This window comes from Streptomyces canus (assembly GCF_001514145.1).
GTDB classification, from domain to species: domain Bacteria; phylum Actinomycetota; class Actinomycetes; order Streptomycetales; family Streptomycetaceae; genus Streptomyces; species Streptomyces canus.
In genome coordinates, this window is the sequence record NZ_KQ948657.1 from 226,032 (window position 1) to 248,221 (window position 22,190).

16 protein-coding genes are annotated in these 22,190 nt (G+C 69.0%); 1 reads left to right on the plus strand and 15 read right to left on the minus strand.

Features of this window, described 5'->3' with window-relative positions; all coding sequences use genetic code 11:
- Positions 1 to 89: 89 nt before the first annotated feature.
- The 4 genes from AQJ46_RS55355 to AQJ46_RS05895 all read right to left on the minus strand — a co-directional run bounded on the left by AQJ46_RS55355 (position 90) and on the right by AQJ46_RS05895 (position 4,379).
- Positions 90 to 2,714, minus strand: coding sequence for a hypothetical protein (locus AQJ46_RS55355; RefSeq protein ID WP_059204585.1), 2,625 nt, complete (start codon positions 2,712 to 2,714; stop codon positions 90 to 92).
- Between the two features lie 160 nt (positions 2,715 to 2,874).
- Positions 2,875 to 3,285: a DUF6113 family protein gene (locus tag AQJ46_RS05885; protein ID WP_059204586.1), complete on the minus strand. Its 411-nt coding sequence runs from the start codon at positions 3,283 to 3,285 to the stop codon at positions 2,875 to 2,877.
- Entirely contained in the window at positions 3,282 to 4,139 is an 858-nt protein-coding gene (gene mshB / locus AQJ46_RS05890) for an N-acetyl-1-D-myo-inositol-2-amino-2-deoxy-alpha-D-glucopyranoside deacetylase (RefSeq protein ID WP_059204587.1), read from the minus strand. Before mshB ends, AQJ46_RS05885 begins: the two co-directional genes overlap by 4 nt.
- Positions 4,140 to 4,184: 45 nt before the next feature.
- Entirely contained in the window at positions 4,185 to 4,379 is a 195-nt protein-coding gene (locus tag AQJ46_RS05895) for an SH2 domain-containing protein (RefSeq protein ID WP_059204588.1), read from the minus strand.
- 176 nt (positions 4,380 to 4,555) lie between these two features.
- Here AQJ46_RS05895 and AQJ46_RS05900 point away from each other — a divergent pair, with 176 nt between their 5' ends.
- On the plus strand, positions 4,556 to 6,679 hold the full coding sequence (locus tag AQJ46_RS05900) for a S9 family peptidase (RefSeq protein ID WP_059204589.1): 2,124 nt from the start codon (positions 4,556 to 4,558) through the stop codon (positions 6,677 to 6,679).
- 119 nt (positions 6,680 to 6,798) lie between these two features.
- Here AQJ46_RS05900 and AQJ46_RS05905 read toward each other — a convergent pair whose 3' ends face one another.
- From AQJ46_RS05905 to typA, 11 genes are all read right to left on the minus strand, one after another.
- Positions 6,799 to 7,836, minus strand: a complete 1,038-nt coding sequence (locus AQJ46_RS05905; protein WP_059204590.1) for an ABC transporter ATP-binding protein — start codon at positions 7,834 to 7,836, stop codon at positions 6,799 to 6,801.
- The gene (locus AQJ46_RS05910) at positions 7,829 to 8,803 is read right to left on the minus strand and encodes an ABC transporter ATP-binding protein (RefSeq protein WP_059204591.1); all 975 of its coding nucleotides are present in this window, start codon (positions 8,801 to 8,803) and stop codon (positions 7,829 to 7,831) included. Before AQJ46_RS05910 ends, AQJ46_RS05905 begins: the two co-directional genes overlap by 8 nt.
- Positions 8,804 to 9,107: 304 nt before the next feature.
- The gene (locus AQJ46_RS05915) at positions 9,108 to 10,076 is read right to left on the minus strand and encodes an ABC transporter permease (protein WP_057610030.1); all 969 of its coding nucleotides are present in this window, start codon (positions 10,074 to 10,076) and stop codon (positions 9,108 to 9,110) included.
- Positions 10,069 to 10,992 (minus strand): ABC transporter permease, encoded by a 924-nt coding sequence (locus AQJ46_RS05920; RefSeq protein WP_059204592.1) that lies wholly within the window; start codon positions 10,990 to 10,992, stop codon positions 10,069 to 10,071. The genes AQJ46_RS05915 and AQJ46_RS05920 overlap by 8 nt, the downstream gene beginning before the upstream one ends.
- A gap of 7 nt (positions 10,993 to 10,999) precedes the next feature.
- Positions 11,000 to 12,643, minus strand: a complete 1,644-nt coding sequence (locus AQJ46_RS05925) for a peptide ABC transporter substrate-binding protein (RefSeq protein WP_059204593.1) — start codon at positions 12,641 to 12,643, stop codon at positions 11,000 to 11,002.
- Positions 12,644 to 13,595: 952 nt separating this feature from the next.
- Positions 13,596 to 14,732, minus strand: coding sequence for an ABC transporter ATP-binding protein (locus tag AQJ46_RS05935; RefSeq protein ID WP_059204595.1), 1,137 nt, complete (start codon positions 14,730 to 14,732; stop codon positions 13,596 to 13,598).
- Positions 14,733 to 14,745: 13 nt separating this feature from the next.
- Complete coding sequence (locus AQJ46_RS05940) at positions 14,746 to 15,807, minus strand: ABC transporter ATP-binding protein (protein WP_059204596.1); 1,062 nt, start codon at positions 15,805 to 15,807, stop codon at positions 14,746 to 14,748.
- 15 nt (positions 15,808 to 15,822) lie between these two features.
- The gene (locus tag AQJ46_RS05945) at positions 15,823 to 16,800 is read right to left on the minus strand and encodes an ABC transporter permease (protein ID WP_059204597.1); all 978 of its coding nucleotides are present in this window, start codon (positions 16,798 to 16,800) and stop codon (positions 15,823 to 15,825) included.
- Positions 16,801 to 16,898: 98 nt separating this feature from the next.
- Positions 16,899 to 18,692 carry an ABC transporter substrate-binding protein gene (locus AQJ46_RS05950; RefSeq protein ID WP_059204598.1) on the minus strand — a complete coding sequence of 598 codons (1,794 nt, stop codon included), beginning with the start codon at positions 18,690 to 18,692 and terminating at the stop codon, positions 16,899 to 16,901.
- Positions 18,693 to 18,791: 99 nt separating this feature from the next.
- Positions 18,792 to 19,811 carry an ABC transporter permease gene (locus AQJ46_RS05955; protein WP_059204599.1) on the minus strand — a complete coding sequence of 340 codons (1,020 nt, stop codon included), beginning with the start codon at positions 19,809 to 19,811 and terminating at the stop codon, positions 18,792 to 18,794.
- Positions 19,812 to 20,182: 371 nt separating this feature from the next.
- Complete coding sequence (gene typA / locus AQJ46_RS05960; RefSeq protein ID WP_059204600.1) at positions 20,183 to 22,090, minus strand: translational GTPase TypA; 1,908 nt, start codon at positions 22,088 to 22,090, stop codon at positions 20,183 to 20,185.
- Between the last annotated feature and the right edge of the window lie 100 nt (positions 22,091 to 22,190).

A 22,190-nucleotide genomic window follows, 5' to 3' on the forward strand; every position in this document is an offset into this window, starting at 1 on the left:
GGTGCGGCCGCGGGCAGTGTCGGCCGTCCGGAGTGCCGCATGACAGATGTCATGTCGGGCGGCACTCCGGTGCGGTTCTCGCGGCTCGGTCAGCTCGGGTCGGTGTCGATGACCACGACGCGATCGGCCGCCGTCTTGCCGCGCAGCGCCTTGCCCAGCGCGGAGGCGACATCCTGCGGCAGGACGTCGCGCTTGCCGCTCGCGCCGTTGATCTGCACGCCGTCGAAGGTGGCGCCGTACGCCTCCTTGAGCGCTTCGAGGTTGTACGTCTCCACGAGCTTGCCGTCGACCGCCTTGAAGCCGAGGATCTTCGGCAGGGACAGCGAGCCGAAGTCGATGCTGTGCGTCGCGTCGGTCCGGATCGTGACGCGCTGGGACATCGCGGGCTCCGCGAACTCCTTCATCATCCGGTCGACCTCGGCGTTCGAGACCGACGGCTGCTTGGTGGTCGTCGGCAGCGTGACCGAGCCGGCGGCGCCGGTCTCCACCTGGGTGCGGTACGCGTCCTCGACCGCGGTGGTCGACCTGGCCACGTCGATGCCCTTGCCGGCCTTGCCATAGACGGCGACGGCCTTGCCGTTCGCGAACTTGATCGTGCCGTCGGTCGCCGAGCCGGCGCCGCCCGAGGCGTCCTCCAGGGCGGCCTGGAGCTTCTCCTCGTCGACCGGCATGACCGGGTCGACGACCCGGTGGTTGCCGAACAGGGAGCCGATGACGGAGACCGGGTTGTAGTCGCTCTTCGCGGCCGCGGCGACCGTGGCCTGATCGTCGAGCTGGAGGCCCGCCTGGTCCGGCTTGAGCGAGACGGTGTCGCCGCCGACCGACAGCTTCAGGGCCTCGTTCACCCGGTCGCCGAGGGCGTCGTCGAGCTTCTTGACGGCGTCGTCGCGGGTACCGCCGCCGATGTCCACGCCGAGCACGGTGGTGCCCTTGGGCACGTCGGAGCGGTTCATCAGGAGGCCGGCGCCGTAGGCACCGACACCGAGGAGGACCACGGTGCCGCCGAGCAGGGCCACCTTGCTGCGGCCCTTCTTTTTCTTCTTCTTGGGCGCGGCGGCCGAAGCTTCCTGCGACGCGGTGTCGGGCAGCTTCGGGGGCGTACGGCCGTCGGCGCCGGGCCCGAAGGGGGCGTTCTGGGCGCCGGGCGGCACGACCGGGATGCCGCTGGTGACGGTGTGCCCGGAGACGTTGTCGGGGTTGCCGAAGCCGGGGGCGCCCGGTCCGGGGGCCGGCTTCTGCGGGGTGAGGATCGCGGTGTCGTCGCTCAGACCGCCGCCGGGGCCGAGGCCCGCGCCGGGGACACCGCCGGGGGCGGGGGCGCCGGGGCCACCCGGGCGACCGAGGGTGCCGGGGCCGCCCTGGCCGGCCTGACCGCCGGAGACGCCTGGGGCACCGGGGCCGGCGAGCCCGCCGGAGATTCCGGGAGCGCCTGGGGCACCTGGACCGCGTGTGCCGCCCGGACCGCGGGAAGCGCCAGGGCCGCCGGGGCCGCGTGCGCCACTCGGGCCGCCCGGGCCACCGGGTCCGCCCTGACCGCCAGGGCCGCCCTGACCGCCGAAGCCGTCGGAACCGTTGAAGGACTCGCCGCCGAAGGACTCGGCCCCGGCGAAGGGGTCCGGTCCTGCGGGCGGCACGACCGGGCCGTCGCCGGTGACCGGGCCGCCGGTCGGGCCCGCGGGGCCCTGGGGTCCGCCCGGGCCGCCGGGACCCTTCGGTCCGCCGAAGCCGCCGCCGTAGTCGATCTGGCCGTTCTGTCCGCCGGGGCCGCCCTGCGTGCCGAAGCCGCTCTGACCGTTCGGGCCGTCGTGACCGCCAGGGCCGCCGAACCCGCCATGGCCGCTCAGGGCGTCCTGGCCGTTCTGAGCGTTCTGGCCGTTCTGGCCGCCGTACCCGCCCTGGCCGTTCTCCCCGTTCGGGCTGCCGGAGCCGTTGCCGTTCTCCGCGAAGTACGGGAGGTCGTCGCGGCGGGGTTCGGTGCCGCGCGGGCCGGCGTTCAGGGCCTCGGTGACGTCGAAGGAGCCGGTGCCGCCGCCGTGGCCGGGGGCCACCGGACCGCCGGTGGCGCCCGTGAGCCCGGCGCCGTTCGTCCCGCCGGGGCGGGAGCCGCCGGGCATGCTCATGGAGCCGACCACACCACCGGGCCGACCGGCCCCGTGACGCGCACCACCGGACGCGGCCGCGCTCGAGCCACCGTGGCGGCCACCGGACGCACCGGCACCCGAGCCCGCACCACCCGGCGCACCGGTACCGGGCGCACCCGCACCCGAACCGCCCTGCAGACCCGCCCCGTTGGTGGCACCCTCGCCCGGACCGCCCTTGGCGGGGCCGGACTTGCGGGGCGCGAACCAGTCGCTCGCCTTCTCATCGGCGGCGGGCGGCGCGGGGTCGGCGGGCAGTTCGACGGTGCCCGTGGTCGAGGAGGGACTCGGCGCCGACGCCTGGGTGTCCTGGCCTCTGTCGCCGGAGTTCTCCGTCTCGCCAACGGGCTGACGCACGACGACCGGCGGAATGGGCCGCGATCCGGGGATGTTGATCCGGATTCGGGTCGTCAGCGTGGTCTCGGTCTTGCGTTCCTCCGGCTGCGCGGCCGAACGGCCCGCGTCCGGACCGCCGTCGGACACCTGGGGTGTCCCGTACGGCGGCGTGCCCGAGGGGTAGGCGGCTCCGCCGCGCCCGTTGGGCCCGGAGGACGGACTGTCAGTTTCACGACTCAAGGCAGGTTCTCCTGGTTGGCTCCACCGCCCGGTTCGACCTCAGTGCTTCGGGCGGCTCGGCGGCGCGCACCACCATACTGGCCACTTCTGGCCTGTATCCCACGACCGCTGAGGAAACCCACACGGGACTCGCACGCGCGCGATGCGGAGAAGTGGTACGTCACTTGCCAAGTCGGACGGGGTCGCCGCCCGGTTGCCGCCCTCGCCCAAGGGTGGCGCAGATCACAGCCAAAGCCATGCCACCGAGCAGGAAGAGATAGGAGCCACTTCCTGCGGCGAAGACGAAGTCGCCTTCCGGACGGCTGGCGGTGAGAAAGATGACGGCGAGCATCCAGCCGCCCGCGGGCGCGACGGCTCCGGCGCGGCTGTCGGCGGCGCGCGCTCCGCCGAGCAGCAGTCCGGCCTCGCCGAGCAGCGCGAGCAGCAGTCCGCCCGGGAACCAGCCGCCCTGCACCAGCGCTCCGGCGAGCCCCACGACCGCGCCGAGCACGAAAAGACCGAGGTAGGCGGCGGCCCGTCCGGCGGAGGGGCGCTGCAGGGGCTGGGCCAGCATCGACGTGCGGTCGCTCATGATGTGCCCTCGATCCCGGAGAACAGGTCGGTCTCCTTGGTCTCCCCGTGTTCCCCACTCACCAATTGGTAGTACTCGGTGGTGAAGAGGGGTTGCGCGAGTTCGTTCGAGAGCGCGAAGTACGCCCCGGAGACGTCGATCTGGGTCGCGTGCGCGGCCATCGCGGCGCTCTTGGCGGCGGTGTACGCCGTGCCGTCGATCTCCGTGGTGATGCGCTCGTCGTCCACCACACCTGGTACGTCGTCGAGGACGGCGGCCTTGGTGAAGGGGAGGCCGGGCAGGTCGTCGTGGAGTCGCGCGAAGGCCTGCTCGCCGACCGCGCGCGGTACGCGGTTCCAGTAGACCTTCTCGATCGTCCAGCCCGCCCCGGCGGCGAGCTCGACGGCGCGCATGGCGACCCGGTGGGCCTGGATGTGGTCGGGGTGGCCGTATCCGCCGTGGTCGTCGTAGGTGACGAGGACCTGGGGACGCACTTCCAGGATCACCTCGACGAGATGGCGGGCCGCCTCGTCGACGTCGGCACGCCAGAAGCAGTGCGGGTTGTCGTTGTCGGCGGTGCCCATCATCCCGGAGTCCTGGTACCGGCCGCGGCCGCCGAGGAAACCGAAGTCCTCGACGCCCAGTCGCTCCATGGCCGCGGCCAGCTCGCGCTCACGCTCCTGAGCGAGGCCGGCGCCGGTCAGATGCCGCAGCTCCGGCGGGATGACCTCGCCACGCTCGCCGAGGGTGCAGGTGACCAGGGTCACCCGGGCGCCCTCGGCCGCGTACCTGGCCATGGTCGCGCCGTTGTTGATCGACTCGTCGTCCGGGTGCGCGTGCACCAGGAGAAGACGCCGAGCGGGCTGTTCCGTCATGGCCCCACCCTACGAGGAGCCACCGACAGTCCCGCTCAGCCGGTCTCAGAACTTGATACTGCTGATCATGCCCGCGATGTTGGTCGTCAGCTCACTGATCGTCGGTGCGATCGAAGAGGCGGCGAGATAGAAGCCGAGCAGGATGCACACGACGGCATGCCCGCCCTTCAATCCCGACTTCTTGACCAACAAGAAGACGATGATCGCCAGCAGCACCACCGCCGAAATCGAGAGTGCCACGGCGGCTCACCTCCAAAGATCCCAAGAGCGCGGGGGGTCGGACCAGGGGGCAGATAAATCCATACGTCAGCCAGCAGGTGCATACCCACTATGCGGTAGTGATCATAACTATCCGGGCCTGCGCATCCGTCGGCGCACGGCCGCACAAGGGGGCGCATGGCCAATATGGTCGGGGCATGACGACCGAGCCTGACTCCTTCCCCCGCCGGCACGCCCGTACCCAGCGCTTCACGCTCGGCGCGCCGCGCGCGTTCACCGTGGCGCCCGACGGATCGCGTGTCGTGTTCCTGCGCTCGAACTCCGGCACGGACCGGGCCAATTCACTGTGGGTGCTCGACACGGCGGACGGCTGGGAGCGCGTGGCGGCCGACCCGCGCGCTCTCCTGGGTGGCGCCGAGGAGCACCTCTCGCCCGAGGAGCGGGCGCGCCGCGAGCGCAGCCGCGAGGGCGGTGCCGGCATCATCGGCCACGCCACCGACGCAGCCGTCGAGTTGGCCTCTTTCGCCTTGTCAGGGCGGCTTTTCACGGCGGAGCTGCGCGCCGGCACAGCACGTGAACTGCCCGTCCCCGGACCGGTGATCGACCCGCGCCCGGCCCCCGACGGACGGCACGTCGCGTACGTCGCCCAGGGCGCCCTGAGGGTCGTGGGCGCCGAGGGCGAAGGGGACCGGGCGCTCGCCGTCCCGGAGTCGGACCACGTCACCTACGGTCTCGCGGAGTTCATCGCGGCCGAGGAGATGGGCCGGTCGCGGGGTTTCTGGTGGTCGCCGCAGTCGGACCGGCTGCTGGTCGCGCGGGTGGACGACACGCCGGTGCGGCGCTGGTGGATCTCCGACCCGGCCCACCCGGACCGTGAGCCACACCACGTCCCGTACCCGGCCGCGGGCACCTCCAACGCGGAGGTACGGCTGTTCGTGCTGGCCCTGGACGGGGCCCGCACGGAGGTCTCCTGGGACCGGGGGCGCTATCCGTATCTGGCCCATGTGCACTGGTCAGCGGCGGGCGCTCCGCTGCTGCTCGTACAGGCGCGCGACCAGCGCAGTCAGTTGTATCTCGCGGTGGACCCGGAGTCCGGAGCGACCCGGATGGTGCACGCGGACGAAGATCCAATTTGGCTGGATCTTTTCCCCGGGGTGCCCTGTTGGAGCCCTTCGGGACAGCTCGTGCGGATCGCCGACGAGGGTGGCGCGCGGGTGCTCGCGGTCGGTGAACGCCCGCTGACCGGACCGCAGTTGCACGTCCGCGCGGTGCTGGACGTGACCGGGGACGACGTGTTGGTCTCGGCGTCGGCCGGTGCGGAGGCCGAGTCACCGGAGACCGGCGAGGTGCACGTCTACCGGGTGAACGAGCTCGGGGTGGAGCGGGTGTCGCAGGAGCCCGGCGTGCACTCGGCGGTGCGCGCCGGGGGCGTGACCGTGCTGGTGTCGGCGGCCCTCGACCGGCCGGGCGCCCGCGCGCGGGTACTGCGCGACGGCAAGGAGACGGCGACTGTCACGTCGTACGCAGAAGATCCCGGTTTGACCCCGCGCGTGACCCTCATCGAGGGGGGCGCACGAAAGATCCCGTGCGCCGTGCTTATGCCGCAGGACTACGCCGGTGACAGCCCCCTTCCGGTTTTGCTGGACCCGTACGGGGGTCCGCACGGTCAGCGGGTGGTCGCCGCGCACAATCCGCACCTGACCTCGCAGTGGTTCGCCGACCAGGGCTTCGCGGTGGTCGTGGCCGACGGCCGGGGCACCCCGGGCCGCTCCCCCGCCTGGGAGAAGGCGGTCCGGGACGACCTCGCGGCGGTCGTCCTCCAGGACCAGGTCGACGCCCTCCAGGCGCTCGCCGGGGACTTCCCTCTCGACCTCTCCCGGGTCGGGATCCGCGGCTGGTCCTTCGGCGGCTATCTGGCGGCCCTCGCGGTGCTGCGCCGGCCCGACGTCTTCCACGCGGCGGTGGTCGGCGCCCCCGTCAGCGATCTGCGCCTGTACGACACCCACTACCAGGAGCGCTACCTCGGCCACCCGGACGAGCAGCCGGCCGTCTACCGCCGCAACTCGCTGGTCCACGACGAGGGCCTGGTCGACGCGGCCGAGCCGCACCGCCCGATGATGATCATCCACGGCCTCGCGGACGACAACGTGGTGGTCGCCCACTCCCTGCGCCTGTCCTCGGCCCTGCTGGCCGCCGGCCGCCCGCACGAGGTGCTGCCGCTGTCCGGTGTGACCCACATGACCCCGCAGGAGACGGTCGCGGAGAATCTGCTGCGGCTTCAGCTGGACTTCCTGAAGCGGTCGTTGGGGCCGGCGCAGTAACAGCAGCGGGCCGGGACGACATGGCGCGTCCCGGCCCGCTTACGGCACCCGCACGGCCGTACGTCGTAGAGACTGACGCGTCCGTATATCGGAACCGGGTCAGTCAAGTTGCCTCCGTGTTACTCCGGCTCCTTGGTCGTGACGACCTGCTTCTCCTCCGCGAAGTGGCACGCCGAGTCGTGTGCGGCGGGCCCGGCCGCGAACCGGAACTCGGCAGGCACCGCCAACGCCGGGACCTCCAGCGCGCAGCGCTCCTGGGCCTTCCAGCAGCGGGTACGGAAGCGGCACCCGGACGGGATGTTCGTCGGGGACGGGACGTCACCCGTGAGGATGATCCGCTCCCGGCGCTCGCGGGCCTCCGGGTCGGGCAACGGCACGGCGGACAGCAGCGCCTGGGTGTACGGGTGGGTCGGATGGTCGTAGATCTCGGCGTCCCGGCCGATCTCGACGATCCGCCCGAGGTACATCACCCCGACCCGGTCCGAGATGTGCCGGACGATCGACAGGTCGTGCGCGATGAAGAGGTACGACAGCTCGAACTCGCTCTGGAGCCGGTCGAGGAGGTTGATCACCTGGGCCTGCACGGAGACGTCGAGGGCGGAGACCGGTTCGTCGGCGACGATGACCTCCGGGCGCAGGGCCAGTCCGCGCGCGATGCCGATGCGTTGGCGCTGACCGCCGGAGAACTGGTGCGGATAGCGGTTGATGTACTCGGGGTTGAGGCCCACGACGTCCAGCAGCTCCTGGACCTTCCTGCGCCGGTCTCCCTTGGGGGCCACCTCGGGGTGGATGTCGTACGGCTCCCCGATGATGTCGCCGACCGTCATACGGGGGTTGAGCGAGGTGTACGGGTCCTGGAAGACCATCTGGATATTGCGGCGGACCGACTTGAGCGCCTTGCCGGAGAGCTTGGTGATGTCCTCGCCCTTGAACTTGATCGACCCTGCGGTCGGCCGCTCGAGATTGACGAGCATCTTGGCCACGGTCGACTTGCCGCAGCCGGACTCCCCGACGATGCCGAGGGTCTCTCCCTTACCGAGGGTGAAGTCCACACCGTCGACGGCCTTGACGGAACCGACCTGTTTCTTGAACAGAATGCCCCGCGTCAAGGGATAGTGCTTGACCAGTCCAGCCACTTCCAGGATCGGCTCAACCATTGAGGCACTCCGTCCAGAAGTGACAGGCACTCGTCCGTCCGTCGTCAACGTCGTACAGCGGCGGTACGTCCGTGCGGCAGACGTCCCGGGCCATCGGGCACCGGGGGTTGAACGCGCAACCCGGCGGGATGTTCATCAAGTTGGGCGGCAATCCCTTGATGGCGTACAGCTCCTGCCCCTTCTGGTCGAGACGGGGGATGGAGTCGAGGAGTCCGCGGGTGTAGGGGTGGGCGGGCGCCTTGTAGATGTCGTGGACGGGGGCCTGCTCGACGATCCGTCCGGCGTACATGACGGCGATCCGGTCGGCCACGTCCGCGACGACACCGAGGTCGTGGGTGATGAGGATGAGCCCCATGTTGTACTCGCGCTGGAGCTCGGCGAGCAGCTCCATCACCTGGGCCTGGACGGTGACGTCGAGCGCGGTCGTCGGTTCGTCGGCGATGATCAGCGCGGGTTCCAGGGCGAGCGCCATCGCGATCATGATGCGCTGGCGCATGCCCCCGGAGAACTGGTGCGGATAGTCCCTCACGCGCTCCTTGGCGGCCGGGATGCGCACCCGGTCCATCAGCTCGACGGCCCTGGCCCGGGCGTCCTTCTTCGACATCCCGCGGTGCACGACGAACATCTCGCCGAGCTGGTCCCCGACGCTCAGTACGGGATTCAGCGACGACAGCGCGTCCTGGAAGATCATCGCCATCTCGGCACCACGGACCTTGCGCCGCTCGTCCTCCTTCAGCTTCAGCAGGTCCTGCCCCTGGAAGACGATCTCGCCGCCGGTGATCTTCCCCGGAGGAATGTCGAGGATCCCCATGATCGCCTGCGCGGTCACCGACTTCCCGGATCCCGACTCCCCGAGCACGGCGAGGGTCTCGCCCTCGTCCACCCCGTAGTCGACCCCGTTGACCGCCTTGGCGACCCCGTCCCGGGTCCTGAACTCCACATGCAGATCACGCACTTCGAGCAGCACGGCGACTCACCTCGGCTTCGGGTCGGGGCGTCGCGGGTGGCGCCGCGCAGGAAAAAACGGGGACGGACGGGGCATGGCGCGACGGACGACGACGTCTCGGGCGGCCGCACCGCGCCACGCCGCGACCGGATCCCGACCTGCCCGCGCGGAGCGGTCGCGGGGGGCCGCTGCCGCTCGCCTCGGCTTCGGGGTGCGCGTCTGGTGCGGCGCCACCGGGCAGGACGACATGGTGCGGGCGGAAGGAGGGCGGGGTCCGCCGCGCCGCACTGCCGCTGCTCTCACGCGCGCTCAGCACCACGTCCGCTCACCTCAGCTTCGGGTCGAGGGCGTCGCGGACGGCGTCGCCGAGCATGATGAAGGCGAGAACCGTGATCGCGAGGGCTCCGGCCGGCCAGAGGAGCATGTGCGGGGCGTTGCGGATGTAGGCGGAGGCGGCGGAGATGTCGATGCCCCAGCTGACCGTGGGGGGTTTGAGGCCCACGCCGAGGTAGGACAGGGTCGCCTCCAGGGCGATGTAGGTGCCGAGCGCGATGGTCGCGACCACGATCACCGGGGCGACCGCGTTCGGGGCGATGTGGCGCAGCAGCAGGCGGGAGTTGGAGGCGCCGAGAGCCCTGGCGGCCTGTACGTAGTCGTTCTGTCTGGCGGTGATGACCGAGCCGCGCGCGATGCGGGAGATCTGCGGCCACCCCAGCAGCACCATGAACCCGATGACCGGCCACACCGTGCTGCTCGTGACGACCGACAGGAGCACCAGGCCGCCGAGGACCACCGGGATCGCGAAGAAGATGTCGGTGGTGCGGGACAGGATCGAGTCGGAGAAGCCTCCGAAGAACCCGGCGAGGCCGCCGAGGACCGACCCGAGGATCGCGACGCCCAGCGTGGCGCAGACGCCCACCGTCACCGACGTACGGGCGCCGTACACCGTGCGCGTGTAGACGTCGCAGCCCTGGCCGTCGTAGCCGAAGGGATGGCCCGGCTGGGAGCCCTCCTGGGCCTTGGAGAGGTCGCACTTGAGGGGGTTGCCCGAGGTGATCAGCGAAGGCCACAGGGAGATGACGACCAGGAAGATGATCACCAGGGCGGAGATGATGAAGACGGGGTTGCGGCGCAGGTCGCGCCAGGCGTCGGACCAGAGGGAGCGGGGTTTGTCCAGAGGAGTCGTATCGTCGGGACCCTTCTCCAGGGTGGTCGCCTCGCTCACCGCGAGATCCATCGCACCGCCCGCTCCGGTCCCGGCGATGGCTCCCTCTTGTTCCTGGGATTCAGGCATAGCGGATCCTGGGGTCGAGGACGGCGTACAGGAGGTCGACGAGCAGGTTGGCGACCAGGAAGACCAGGACGAGCACGGTGACGAAACCGACCACGGTCTGGGTGTTCTGGCGCAGGATGCCCTGGTAGAGCTGGTAGCCCACGCCGTGGATGTTGAAGATGCGCTCGGTGACGATCGCACCGCCCATCAGGGCGCCGATGTCGGTGCCGATGAAGGTGACCACCGGGATGAGCGAGTTGCGGAGCAGATGCCTGACGATGACCCGCTGTCTCGGCAGGCCCTTGGCCACCGCCGTACGGACGTAGTCCGAGCGCCGGTTCTCCGCGATCGACGTGCGGGTCAGCCGGGTCACGTACGCCAGTGACACCGACGCGAGGACCAGGCCCGGCACGAGCAGCTCGCCGAAGCCGGCCTCCGTGGACACCGAGGGTTTGATCCAGCCCCACTCGACGCCGAGGAGGAGCTGGAGCAGCAGACCGGTGACGAAGGTGGGGATGGAGATCACGACGAGGGTGAGGAGGAGGACCGAGGTGTCGACGGGCCGGCCGCGCTTGAGTCCGGTGATCACGCCCAGGGTGATGCCGACGACGATCTCGATGAGGATCGCGACGATCGTCAGCCGGATGGTCACGGGGAACGACGTCGCCATCAGCTCGGTGACCTTCTGGCCGTTGAACGCGGTGCCGAAGTCGCCGGTGAAGACGTGGCCCATGTAGGTCAGGTACTGCTGCCAGACCGGCTTGTCGAGGCCGAACTCCTTCTTGAGCTGGGCGGACGTCGCCGCGTCGCACTGCTTGTCGCCGCACAGGCCCGCGATGGGGTCACCCATCACGTTCACCATGAGGAAGATCAGCAGGGTCGACCCGATGAACACCGGGATCATCTGGAGCAGACGCCGGACGACGTACCGTCCCATGGCGGGGTCAGCCGACCTTGATCTCGTTGTAGACGGGGACGCTGAACGGGTTGAGCTTCACGTTCGAGAGCCGCTCCGAGTAGCCGGCGCTGCCGTTCTGGTACCAGAGCGGGATGGCGGCCATGTTGTCCCGTACGACCTTCTCGGCCTCCTGGAACTTCTCCACCGCCTTGGTGGTGTCGGTCTCGGCGTTGGCCTCGTTGACGAGCTTGTCGAAGTCCTTGTTGGACCACTTGCCGTCGTTGGAGGAGGCGTTGGTGTAGTAGAGCGGCTGGAGGAAGTTCTGGATGAGCGGGTAGTCCATCTGCCAGCCCGCCCGGAAGGGGCCGCTCATCTTCTTCGCGGTGATCTGGCTGCGGAAGTCGGCGAAGGTGCCGACGGGGTTGCCGACGCAGGCCTTGTCGTTGTCGAGCGCGTTGTTGATGGAGTTGCAGACGGCGTCGACCCACTGCTTGTGGGAGCCGGTGTCCGCGTTGTACGTGATCTTGATCTGACCGCCGGGGAGTCCGCCGCCGTCCTGGATGAGCTTCTTGGCGGCGGCGGGGTCGTAGTCGCAGGCGTCCCCGCACAGTCCGTCCTGGAAGCCGCCCTCCTTGCCGAGGACCGGGGAGGTCCAGTCGGTGGCGGGGGTGCGGGTCTTCTGGAAGATCGTCTCCGTGATCTGGTCGCGGTTGATCGCCCGGGAGAGGCCGGTGCGGACCTTCTCCATCCCGGGCGCGTTCCACCTCTTGTCGTAGAACGGGAAGGCGAGGGTCTGGATGATGCCGGCCGGGGTGTTGATGTAGCGGTCGCCGAGGTCGTTCTTGGCGTTCTTGAGCTGGGCGGCCGGGACGTCGTCCACCAGGTCGAGGTTGCCGGCCAGGAGGTCGGTGTAGGCGGTGTTGTTGTCGGTGTAGACCTTGAGGGTGACTCCGCCGTTCTGGGCCTTGTCCGGGCCGGGGTAGCCGTCCCACTTCTTCAGGGCCATCTCTGAGCCCTTGGTGTACGAGTCGATGGTGTACGGCCCGTTCCCGACGGGCTTCTGCAGCCAGGCGGCGTGGTCGTTGAAGAAGGCCTGCGGGAGCGGGGCGTAGGCGGGGTAGCCGAGGGTGTCGGGGAAGGTCGAGAACTTCTGGTTGAGCTTGACGGTGAAGGTCTGCGCGCCGGTGACCTTCAGTCCGGAGAGGGTGTCGGCGCTCTGCTTGCTGCCGTCCTCCGGGTGCGTCTTGTCGTATCCGTCGATGTAGCCGAAGAAGTAGGCGTTCTTCTGGTTGTTCTTGAGGGAGGCTCCGTAGTTCCAGGCGTCCACGAACGACTTGGCGGTGACCTTCTCGCCGTTGCTGAAGGTCCAGCCGCTCTTGACCGTGATCGTGAAGTTCTGCGAGTCGCTCGTGTCGATCTTCTCGGCGAGCATGTCCTCGGCCTTGCCGGTCTCCGGGTTGTACTTCTTCAGGCTCCGGAAGATCATGTCGAGGACCTTGCCGCCCTGCACCTCGTTGGTGTTGGCCGGCTCCAACGGGTTCTGCGGGTCACCCCAGGAGGAGCTCAGCGCGGCGCCCCCGTCGCTGCTGCCGCTGCCGCTGTCGCTGCCGCTGTCCCCACCGCAGGCCGTCCCCGCGAGGGCTACCGCCGCCGCGCAAGCGGCCCATTTGGCGTGCGTGGCTCCACGCATGGAGTGCCTCCTCAAGACTGATCCGTTACCGGCCAATATCGAACCGAGAGGGGCATTTCGCACGCCTGGGTAGGCCTTTGGGGGTGGGGGACGGTGGGTGGAGGGCGGCAGGTCGGGGGGGCCGAGGCGGCAGGTGAAACCAGGTCAAGGTGCCGGGGCGTCAGGGTGCCGGAGGTCGGGGGCAAGGGTTCGGGGGCGAGAGGTCGAGGGGGCGGGCGCCGGAGTACCAGGTGCCGCCGAGCCACGGTGCCCGCCGGCCACGCTGCCGGGGCGCCAGGGGGCCTGAGGGCAATGGGTCGAGGGGGAAGAGATCGGGGCGTGTCCACGGGCGAGGCGCTGGAATGCGTCGCCGGTTACACCATCGCCCTGCGTGCCAGGTGCCACCGAGCCACGGTGCCGACGGACCAGCCGCCAGCAGGACGGGGGCCGGAGGTCAGGGGGACGGAGGTCAGGGGGACGGAGGTCAGGGAGCCGGAGGTCAGGGGGACGAGGAGTTGAAGGGGGACGAGGAGTTGAAGGGGGCGGAGTGTCGGCGTGTCAGGTGCCCCTGAATCAGGGTGCCCGCGGCCCAAGCCGCCGATCGGCCAAAGAGCCGGCGCGACGGGGCCCGGGACAACAAATCGCAGCGCCGCCGAGCCACGGCGCCCATAGACCAAGCCGCCGGTGAGGCGGGCAACCGCCAGGCCAAGGTGCCCGTGACTCACGGGACCGCCGGCAGATCGCGGCACCGCCAGACCCAGCCGCCCGTGGATCAGGGGCCCGCCAAGCCAACGTGCCGGTGTGTCAGGGGGACGACAGGCCAGGCCGCCGGCAGGTCCAGGCGCCGCCAGGCCGACGTGGGCGTCCCCTCCCCCGGTCACCCCACCGGCGTCGGCACGGCCAGCCAGGGGGAAACCGCGGCCGGGGCGGAAGCACATCGCCTCCGCCCCGGCCGGGGGTCGTGCAGGGCGCGTCAGTCCTTGGCCGGCGCCTCGTCGGTCGAGTCCGTCACGTCCTCCAGCGCCTGCAGCGCCGGGTCCATGATGACGTCCTCGTCACGGGCGGTGGTCGGGTCCTCCGGGAAGTGGCAGGCCGTGAGGTGGCCGGCCAGGTTGCCGGAGATCTGGACCAGCGGCGGCTCGTCCGTGGCGCACTTGTCCTGCGCCTTCCAGCACCGGGTGCGGAAGCGGCAGCCGGACGGCGGCAGGATCGGCGAGGGGACGTCGCCGGACAGGCGGATCCGCTCGCGGCTCGCACCCGTGCCGTCGATGTCGACCTCCGGCACCGCGGAGAGCAGGGCGTGCGTGTACGGGTGCCGGGGCCGGTTGTAGATCGACTCCCGGTCGCCGACCTCGACGATCTTGCCGAGGTACATGACCGCGACGCGCTGCGAGAAGTGCCGTACGACGGCCAGGTCGTGGGCGATGAACAGGAAGGCGATGCCCAGCTCGTCCTGAACCTTCTTGAGCAGGTTGACGACCTGCGCCTGGATCGACACGTCCAGCGCGGAGACCGGCTCGTCCGCCACGATCAGCTTGGGCTGGAGGGCCAGCGCGCGAGCCACGCCGATGCGCTGGCGCTGGCCGCCGGAGAACTCGTGCGGGAAGCGGTTGTAGTGCTCGGGGTTGAGGCCGACCAGCTCGAGGAGCTCGCGGACCTTCTTCTCCCGGCCGCCCTCCGGCTCGATCCCGTTGACCTCCATCGGCGACTTGATGATCGAGCCGACGGTCTGACGCGGGTTCAGCGAGGAGTACGGGTCCTGGAAGATCATCTGGATCTCGGACCGCACCGGCGCCAGCTGGCGGCGCGAGGCGTGCGTGATGTCCTGACCGGAGTACGTGATCTTGCCCGCCGTCGGCTCCAGGAGCCGCGTGATCAGCCGGCCCGTCGTCGACTTGCCGCAGCCGGACTCGCCGACCAGGCCGACGCTCTCGCCGACGCCGACCGTCAGGTCGACCCCGTCGACGGCCTGGACGGCGCCGACTTTGCGTTTGATCGGGAAGCCGCCGTAGATCGGGAAGTGCTTCGTCAGGCCCTCGACCTTGAGGAGTTCCTCGGTCGAGGAACCGGTCGAACCCTGCTGGGCGGGGAGGGTGAGGTTGTCGCTCATGTCTCGGATCTCCCTAGCGCAGCCGGGGCTGGATCTTGTCGATGAAGATGGACTGCTTCTGCTCGGCCGTCAGGTGGCACGCGGAGGCGCGCCCCTCGCCCAGCGGCGGACGGGAGTCGGTGCACAGCGTGCCCGGCACCTCGTCCTTGAAGGCGCACCGCGGGTGGAACGGGCAGCCGGTGGGCGGGTTGAGCAGCGAGGGCGGCGAGCCGGGGATCGGCTCCAACGCCTCGTTGATGTCGCCGTCCAGGCGGGGCATGGAGCTCAGCAGGCCCCACGTGTAGGGGTGCTTGGGCGCGCCCAGGACCTCCCGGACGGAACCGCGCTCCACGGCCCGGCCCGCGTACATCACCAGCAGGTCGTCGGCCATGTTCGAGATGACGCCGAGGTCGTGCGTGATGAAGATGATCGCGGAGCCGAACTCCTGCTGGAGGTCCTTGAGCAGGTCCAGGATCTGGGCCTGCACGGTGACGTCCAGCGCGGTGGTCGGCTCGTCGGCGATCAGCAGCTCGGGGTCGCACATCAGCGCCATGGCGATCATCGCGCGCTGGCGCATACCGCCGGAGAACTGATGCGGGTAGTCGTCGAAGCGCGCCTTGGGCTGAGGGATGCCGACCTTCTCCAGCAGCTGGATGGCCCGGTCCCTGGCGTCCTTCTTGGAGGCGCCGCGGTGCTTCATGAACGGCTCGGACAGCTGGCGGCCCACCGTGTAGAACGGCGACAGCGCGGTCAGCGGGTCCTGGAAGATCATCGCCATCTTGTTGCCGCGGAGCTGCTCCAGCTCCCGCTCGGTGGCGGTGACGAGTTCCTTGCCGTCGAGGACGATCTCGCCGTCGACGGAGCTGGAACGCGGGTTGTGCAGGCCCAGGATCGTCAGGTTGGTGACGGACTTGCCGGAGCCGGACTCGCCGACGATGCCCAGGGTCTTGCCGCGCTCGACGTCGAAGGAGAGGCCGTCGACCGCCTTGACGATGCCGTCCTCGGTGGAGAACTGCACCTTCAGATCACGCACCGAGAGGAAGCTCTCCGGACCGGTCGGGGCCGGCGCGTCCTCGGTCTTGGTCAGTGTGGTCACGGTGGTTCGTTCTTCCTAGGAGAGCCGGACGCGCGGGTCGATGTAGGCGTACGCGATGTCGGTGAGGATGTTGACGATCAGGATGAAGAAGGCACCGAACAGCATGACGCCCATGGTGAGCGGCAGGTCCTTGTGGACCGCGCCGTCCACGGCGAGACGGCCGATCCCCTGGAGCGAGAAGGTGATCTCGGTGACCACGGCGCCGCCGAGCATCGCGCTGATGTCGATGCCGAGGACGGTGACGATCGGGATCATCGAACCGCGCCAGGCGTAGCGGAAGAACACGTACTTGTTCGACATGCCCTTGGCGCGGGCGGTGCGGACGTGCTCCTCCGCGAGCTGCTCGATCATCGAGGAGCGGGCCATACGCGTGTACTGCGCGGTGAAGATGGTGGCCATCACCAGCACGGGGAGCAGCATGCCGGTGAACCAGGTCCACGGGTCCTCGGTGATCGGGTGGTACGCGGGGTTGTCCATCCAGCCCGTGCTGTAGACGAAGATCAGCAGGACGATCGGTCCGAGCACGTAGATCTGGAACGAACTGAGCACCATGGACACACCGGTGGCGACCTTGTCGATCAGGGTGCCGCGCCGGTAGGCGGCGATCATGCCGGCGCCGACACCGACGATGACGAAGACGACCGCGCCGCCCGCGGTGAGCGTGAGGGTCGTCGGGAAACGGTCCATGATCGTCGACCAGACCATGTCGCCCGAGTAGAACGACTGGCCCAGGCAGGGCGCGCTGCAATGCCCGGTCGGATAGTCACGGCCCATCACGATGCCGGACATGAAGTCCCAGAACTGCTGGTGGATCGGCAGGTTGAGGCCGAGCGCCTGGCGGATGTCCTCCAGTCTCGCGGGCGAGCAGTCCTTGCCACAGGCCAGGGAGGCGTAGTCGGAGGGCGCTGCGACGAACAGGAAGAACGTGGCGGCGCCGATGAGGAACAGGGTGACCAGGGCACCGACCGTGCGCCGGATGATGAACTGAAACATGGCGGGAGGGCTGCTCTCTGCGGAGACGGTGGGAGGTTTCACGGAGGTGCGGGGGTGCGCTCCGCCTGGTGCGCACCCCCGCGATCAGCCGTAGAGAGTTACGACTTCACGTACAGGCGGGTGATGTCGATGAGGCTGGACACCGAGCCGTAGCGGGCGCCGCCGATGTTCGACCCGGAGAGCTGGAACTGCTTGGTGTACCAGAGCGGGGCAGCCGGGATGATCTTCTCCAGCAGGTAGTGCTGGGCTTCCTTCCACGTCTTGGCGGCCGCGGTCGGGTCCTCGGAGAGCGCCTGCTTGATGAGGGCGTCGACCTTCGGGTCCTTGACGTGCGAGTAGTTCGAGGAACCGTCGGCGACCTGGGTGCCGTCGTAGATGGGCGTGATCACCGTGCCCGCGGACGGCCAGTCCTGGCCCCAACCCGTGATGTAGATGTCGTACGGGTTCTTGAGCTTGCCGATCTGCTCGTAGTAGCTCGCCGCGTCGACCTCCTTGGAGACGACGTCGAAGCCGACCTTGCTGAGGGCGTCCTCGATGGCGACCTTGCGCTTCTGACCGGCCTCGCTGTTGGAGTAGGCGAAGACGACCTTCTTCTCGGCCGCCGGAACGCCCTTGAGGATCTCCTTGGCCTTCGCGATGTTGCCCTGCGGCGTCTTCAGACGGCCGTAGGGGTCGTAGTTCGCCTCGTAGCCCGGCAGGGTCGGGGCGAAGTAGTTCGGGGCCACGTCGCCGCCGTACGCGCCACCCTCACCGGCGATGAGCGACTTGGAGTTGACCGCGTAGGTGATGGCCTGACGGACCTTGAGGTCCTTCACGCGGTCCAGGTTGAAGGTCAGCTGCATGACGTAGGGCTGGTAGCCCTTGACCGTGCGCTTGTTGACGGCCGGGTTGCCGATGACGTCCTGGATCTGCGTGGCCTCGACGGCGCCGGTGAGCTGGATGGCGTTCTTGTCCGCGCCCTGGTCGGCGATCAGACGCTTGGTCTGGGTCGACTCGGTGATGCCGAACTGGAAGTCGAAGCCGTTCGCGTACTGGTGGCGCACGGAGTCGGTCTTCGGGTCCCAGTTGGTGTTCTTCGTGAGGACGAGCTCCTTGCCGACCTTGTTCGAGGCGATCTTGTACGGGCCGGTGGCGACCGGGGCCTTGTCGTAGGCCGCCTTCGTGTCCGTCTTCTCCGGGACGATGGCGTAGCCGGCCATGGCCAGGGTCTGCGGCAGGTCCGGGCGCGCGGTGTCGAAGTGGAAGACGACCGTCTTGTCGTCCGGGGTGTCGAGCACCGACGCAGGCAGGTGCTTCTTGCCGAAGCCGCCGTCCGGGAGCGCCTTGCGGTAGTCCGCGCCGCTCAGCCAGGTCTGCAGGTAGGTCGGGCCGTCGAAGATGAAGCTCGCGTACTGGCGCTCGACCGTGTGGCGGACGTCGGCGGACGTGATGGCGTTGCCGTTCTGGTCCTTGATGCCGTCCTTCAGCGTGAAGGTCCAGGTCTTGCCGCCGTCCGAGGACTTGCCCGAGTCGGTCGCGAGGTCACCCACGACCGAGACGCCGCCCTTGCCGTCCTCCTTGAACTGGGTCAGGCGACGGAACAGCAGGTTGGCGACCTGACCGGCGTCGGAGACGTAGATCTGGCCCGGGTCCAGGTGCGAGAGGCCCGCCTCCTGGTACACGCTGATCGTGCCACCGGGCTTGGCGCCGGCGACATCCTCGGCAGGACCCGTCGAACCCGCGGCGTCGGCGTAGGTGACCGCCTTCGACTGGACCGATGCTTCGCTCTGGTCCTTCTTCGAGTCGGTACCGGAGTCGCCGCCCTCGTTCTTGGAGCAGGCCGTGAGGGCCAGGGAACCGGCCGCGAGGGCGACGATGACGGCGCGCGCTCTGCGCGAGCTGATGGGCTTCATGAGGCGAATACCTACCTGTCGGTTGTTATCCATGAGTACTGCCTGACGCGGCTGGTAGGCCGACGCGGGGGCGGCAGCCACCCCCCACCAATGGACGAGTTACCGCCCGGACTTGGGGTCGAAAGCGTCCCGGACCGAGTCTCCGAGGAGGTTGAAGGCCAGAACGAAGATCACCAGCGCCAGGCCGGGGAAGAAGAGGAACGCCGGGTCCTGCTCGGTGTAGTTGGCAGCTGCGGCGAACAGTCGTCCCCAGTCCGGAGTCGGCTCGACGAAACCGACTCCGGCGAAGGAAAGGAAGGCGATGGTGAGGATGGTGCTGGGCAGCTGGAACGTGAACTGCACCAGGATCGGCGTCACCACGTTCGGCAGGATCTCCTTGCGGACGATCCGCCCCGGGGAGGCGCCGGAGACCTTGGCGGCCTCGACGAACTCCCGCTCCCGCAGGGACAGCACGGTGGAGCGAACGAGGCGGGCCATGCTCATCCAGCCCAGCAGCCACAGCACGATCAGCATCGCCAGTGCGCGGAAGTACGTGGGGGTCTCCTCCCGCGGGTCGACGAAGAACGCGGTGACCACGGGCATGAAGGCGATGAAGAACAGCTGCTGGGGGAAGGACAGGAAGAAGTCGGTGACCCGGCCGATCCAGTAGTCGGTGCGACCACCGAAGTAGCCGCCGATCAGACCGATGATCACGCCCGTGACCATCAGCAGGACCGTCACACCGAGGGCCATGAACAGCGACGTCCGCATGCCGTACACGAGCATGGCGAACAGGTCGCGGCCGTACTGCGGCTCCACACCGAACCAGTGGTCGCCGGAGACGCCGCCGAAGTAGCCCAGGGGAAGCCCGAACTGGTCCAGGATCGGCTTGTCGGCGTAGGTCGGGTCCTGCCCGTACAGCGTGTACGGGTCGGTCCCGCTCAGCTTGACCAGCAGCGGCGCGGCCAGCGAGACCACGAAGTACAAAATCACTACCACGGCGCAGATGACACCGGTACGGTCACGCTTGAAGCGCTGCCACATCAACTGGCCGGGAGAACGACCCTCGAGCTTCTGCTCGCCCTTGACAGGCTCGGCGTCCGTCTCGAGCTCGGGGTCCAAGGCGACTGGACTGGTCATGTGTGTACTTCCCCCGGGGGGTTGGAGAGTTGAGCGCAGCACAGATACCGGCAGGTTCTGTGGTTTGGGGGAACTTTCGCCAAAGTGTTCAACGCGCGTCAAGGGCGGAAGGCATAGGGATCTCCCTACCGACCATATTTTGAGGAAAAATTGCAAAGATTGACACCTGCGCGCGCTTGACACGTGAACCGACAGACCGTCAAAACGGACATACCGCAATGGATTTCTGTTCACATGTCCGAAACACCTGGGCGGGTTACCGATATCCGGACGGTCACTCATAGGTCACGGACAGGTATCGGTGGGCATGCTTGCAGCCCGGTTCCCCGCGTGTCGGAGAACCGGGCTGCCGACGGTCGCCGGCGGTGGGATCAGCCGTGCTTGGCGCGGCTCGCGGCGCGGGCGCGCTCGCGGGCGTCCAGGTTGACCTTACGGATGCGGACCGCTTCCGGAGTCACCTCGACGCACTCGTCGTCGCGGCAGAACTCCAGGGACTGCTCCAGGGAGAGCTTGCGCGGCGGGACGATCGCCTCGAACGAGTCGGCCGAGGCGGACCGCATGTTCGTGAGCTTCTTCTCCTTGGTGATGTTCACGTCCATGTCGTCGGAGCGCGAGTTCTCGCCGACGATCATGCCCTCGTACACCTCGGTGCCCGGGTCGGTGAACAGCACGCCGCGCTCCTGAAGGTTCGTCATCGCGAAGGCGGTGACGGCACCGGCGCGGTCGGCGACCAACGAGCCGTTGTTACGGGTCGTCAGGGTGCCGAACCACGGCTCGTGGCCCTCGTGGATGGAGTGGGCGATGCCCGTGCCACGGGTGCCGGTCAGGAACTCCGTACGGAAGCCGATCAGGCCGCGGGACGGCACGACGAACTCCATGCGGACCCAACCGGAGCCGTGGTTCGACATGTTGTCCATACGGCCCTTGCGGACGCCCATGAGCTGCGTGACCGCGCCCATGTGCTCCTCGGGGACGTCGATCGTCATGCGCTCGACGGGCTCGTACACCTTGCCGTCGACGATCTTGGTGACGACCTGCGGCTTGCCGATCGTCAGCTCGAAGCCCTCACGGCGCATCTGCTCGACCAGGATGGCCAGCGCGAGCTCTCCACGGCCCTGGACCTCCCAGGCGTCCGGGCGCTCGGTGTCGAGCACACGGAGGGAGACGTTACCGATCAGCTCGCGGTCGAGGCGGTCCTTGACCTGGCGGGCGGTCACCTTGCGGTCCTTCACCGCGGCCTTGGCCGAGGCGCCCTTGCCGGTGCCGCCCCGGCCGACCAGCGGCGAGGTGTTCGTACCGATGGTCATCGAGATGGCCGGCTCGTCGACCGTGATGAGCGGCAGCGGGATCGGGTTCTCAGGGTCGGCGAGGGTCTCGCCGATCATGATGTCCGGGATACCGGCGACGGCACAGATGTCACCGGGGCCGGCCATCTCGGCGGGCTTGCGGGTGAGCGCCTCGGTCATCAGCAGCTCGGTGATGCGGACGTTGGACATCGTGCCGTCGCGCTTGATCCAGGTGACGGTCTGGCCCTTGCGCAGCTCGCCCTGCTCGACGCGGAGGAGCGCGATACGGCCGAGGAAGTTGTCGGCGTCCAGGTTCGTGACGTGCGCCTGGAGGGGGGCCGTCTCGTCGTACTCCGGGGCCGGGACATGCGACAGGATCGTGGAGAAGAACGGCTCCAGGCTGTCGCTGTCCGCCGGGACCGTGCCGTTCTCCGGCTTGGTCAGCGAGGCGACACCGTCACGCGCACACGCGTAGACGATGGGGAACTCGATCTGCTCCTCGTCCGCGTCCAGGTCCAGGAAGAGGTCGTACGTCTCGTTGACGACCTCGTCGATCCGCGAGTCCGGGCGGTCGGTCTTGTTGATGCACAGGATGACCGGCAGGCGCTGCTGAAGCGCCTTGCGCAGCACGAAACGGGTCTGCGGCAGCGGGCCCTCGGACGCGTCGACGAGCAGGACCACCGCGTCCACCATCGACAGACCACGCTCGACCTCGCCACCGAAGTCGGCGTGGCCGGGGGTGTCGATGATGTTGATGGTGATGACGTCGCCGCCATCCTTCGGGTGGTACTTCACGGCCGTGTTCTTGGCCAGGATCGTGATGCCCTTCTCACGCTCCAGGTCGTTCGAGTCCATCATGCGGTCGTCGAGCGACTCGGCGGCGTGCGCGGCGAAGGCGCCGGCCTGCTTCAGCATGGCGTCGACAAGAGTCGTCTTGCCGTGGTCGACGTGGGCGACGATGGCGACATTGCGGATGTCGTGGCGCGTGGCCATATTGCGGCGTACTCCCAAGTGGTGAGAAGGCCCTGCTACGAACGTCCGTGTGACGCGGGCCTGCCGGGCTTGACACGCCACGGCCTCACCCCATCGTACG

Coding starts and splice junctions, on each gene's coding strand:
- AQJ46_RS05955 (WP_059204599.1), bottom strand. CDS start 19,811: ATGACCAGTCCAGTCGCCTTGGACCCCGAGCTCGAGACGGACGCCGAG.
- AQJ46_RS05935 (WP_059204595.1), bottom strand. CDS start 14,732: ATGAGCGACAACCTCACCCTCCCCGCCCAGCAGGGTTCGACCGGTTCC.
- AQJ46_RS05950 (WP_059204598.1), bottom strand. CDS start 18,692: ATGAAGCCCATCAGCTCGCGCAGAGCGCGCGCCGTCATCGTCGCCCTC.
- typA (WP_059204600.1), bottom strand. CDS start 22,090: ATGGCCACGCGCCACGACATCCGCAATGTCGCCATCGTCGCCCACGTC.
- AQJ46_RS05900 (WP_059204589.1), top strand. CDS start 4,556: ATGACGACCGAGCCTGACTCCTTCCCCCGCCGGCACGCCCGTACCCAG.
- AQJ46_RS05885 (WP_059204586.1), bottom strand. CDS start 3,285: ATGAGCGACCGCACGTCGATGCTGGCCCAGCCCCTGCAGCGCCCCTCC.
- mshB (WP_059204587.1), bottom strand. CDS start 4,139: ATGACGGAACAGCCCGCTCGGCGTCTTCTCCTGGTGCACGCGCACCCG.
- AQJ46_RS05920 (WP_059204592.1), bottom strand. CDS start 10,992: ATGGGACGGTACGTCGTCCGGCGTCTGCTCCAGATGATCCCGGTGTTC.
- AQJ46_RS05915 (WP_057610030.1), bottom strand. CDS start 10,076: ATGCCTGAATCCCAGGAACAAGAGGGAGCCATCGCCGGGACCGGAGCG.
- AQJ46_RS05925 (WP_059204593.1), bottom strand. CDS start 12,643: ATGCGTGGAGCCACGCACGCCAAATGGGCCGCTTGCGCGGCGGCGGTA.
- AQJ46_RS05945 (WP_059204597.1), bottom strand. CDS start 16,800: ATGTTTCAGTTCATCATCCGGCGCACGGTCGGTGCCCTGGTCACCCTG.
- AQJ46_RS05905 (WP_059204590.1), bottom strand. CDS start 7,836: ATGGTTGAGCCGATCCTGGAAGTGGCTGGACTGGTCAAGCACTATCCC.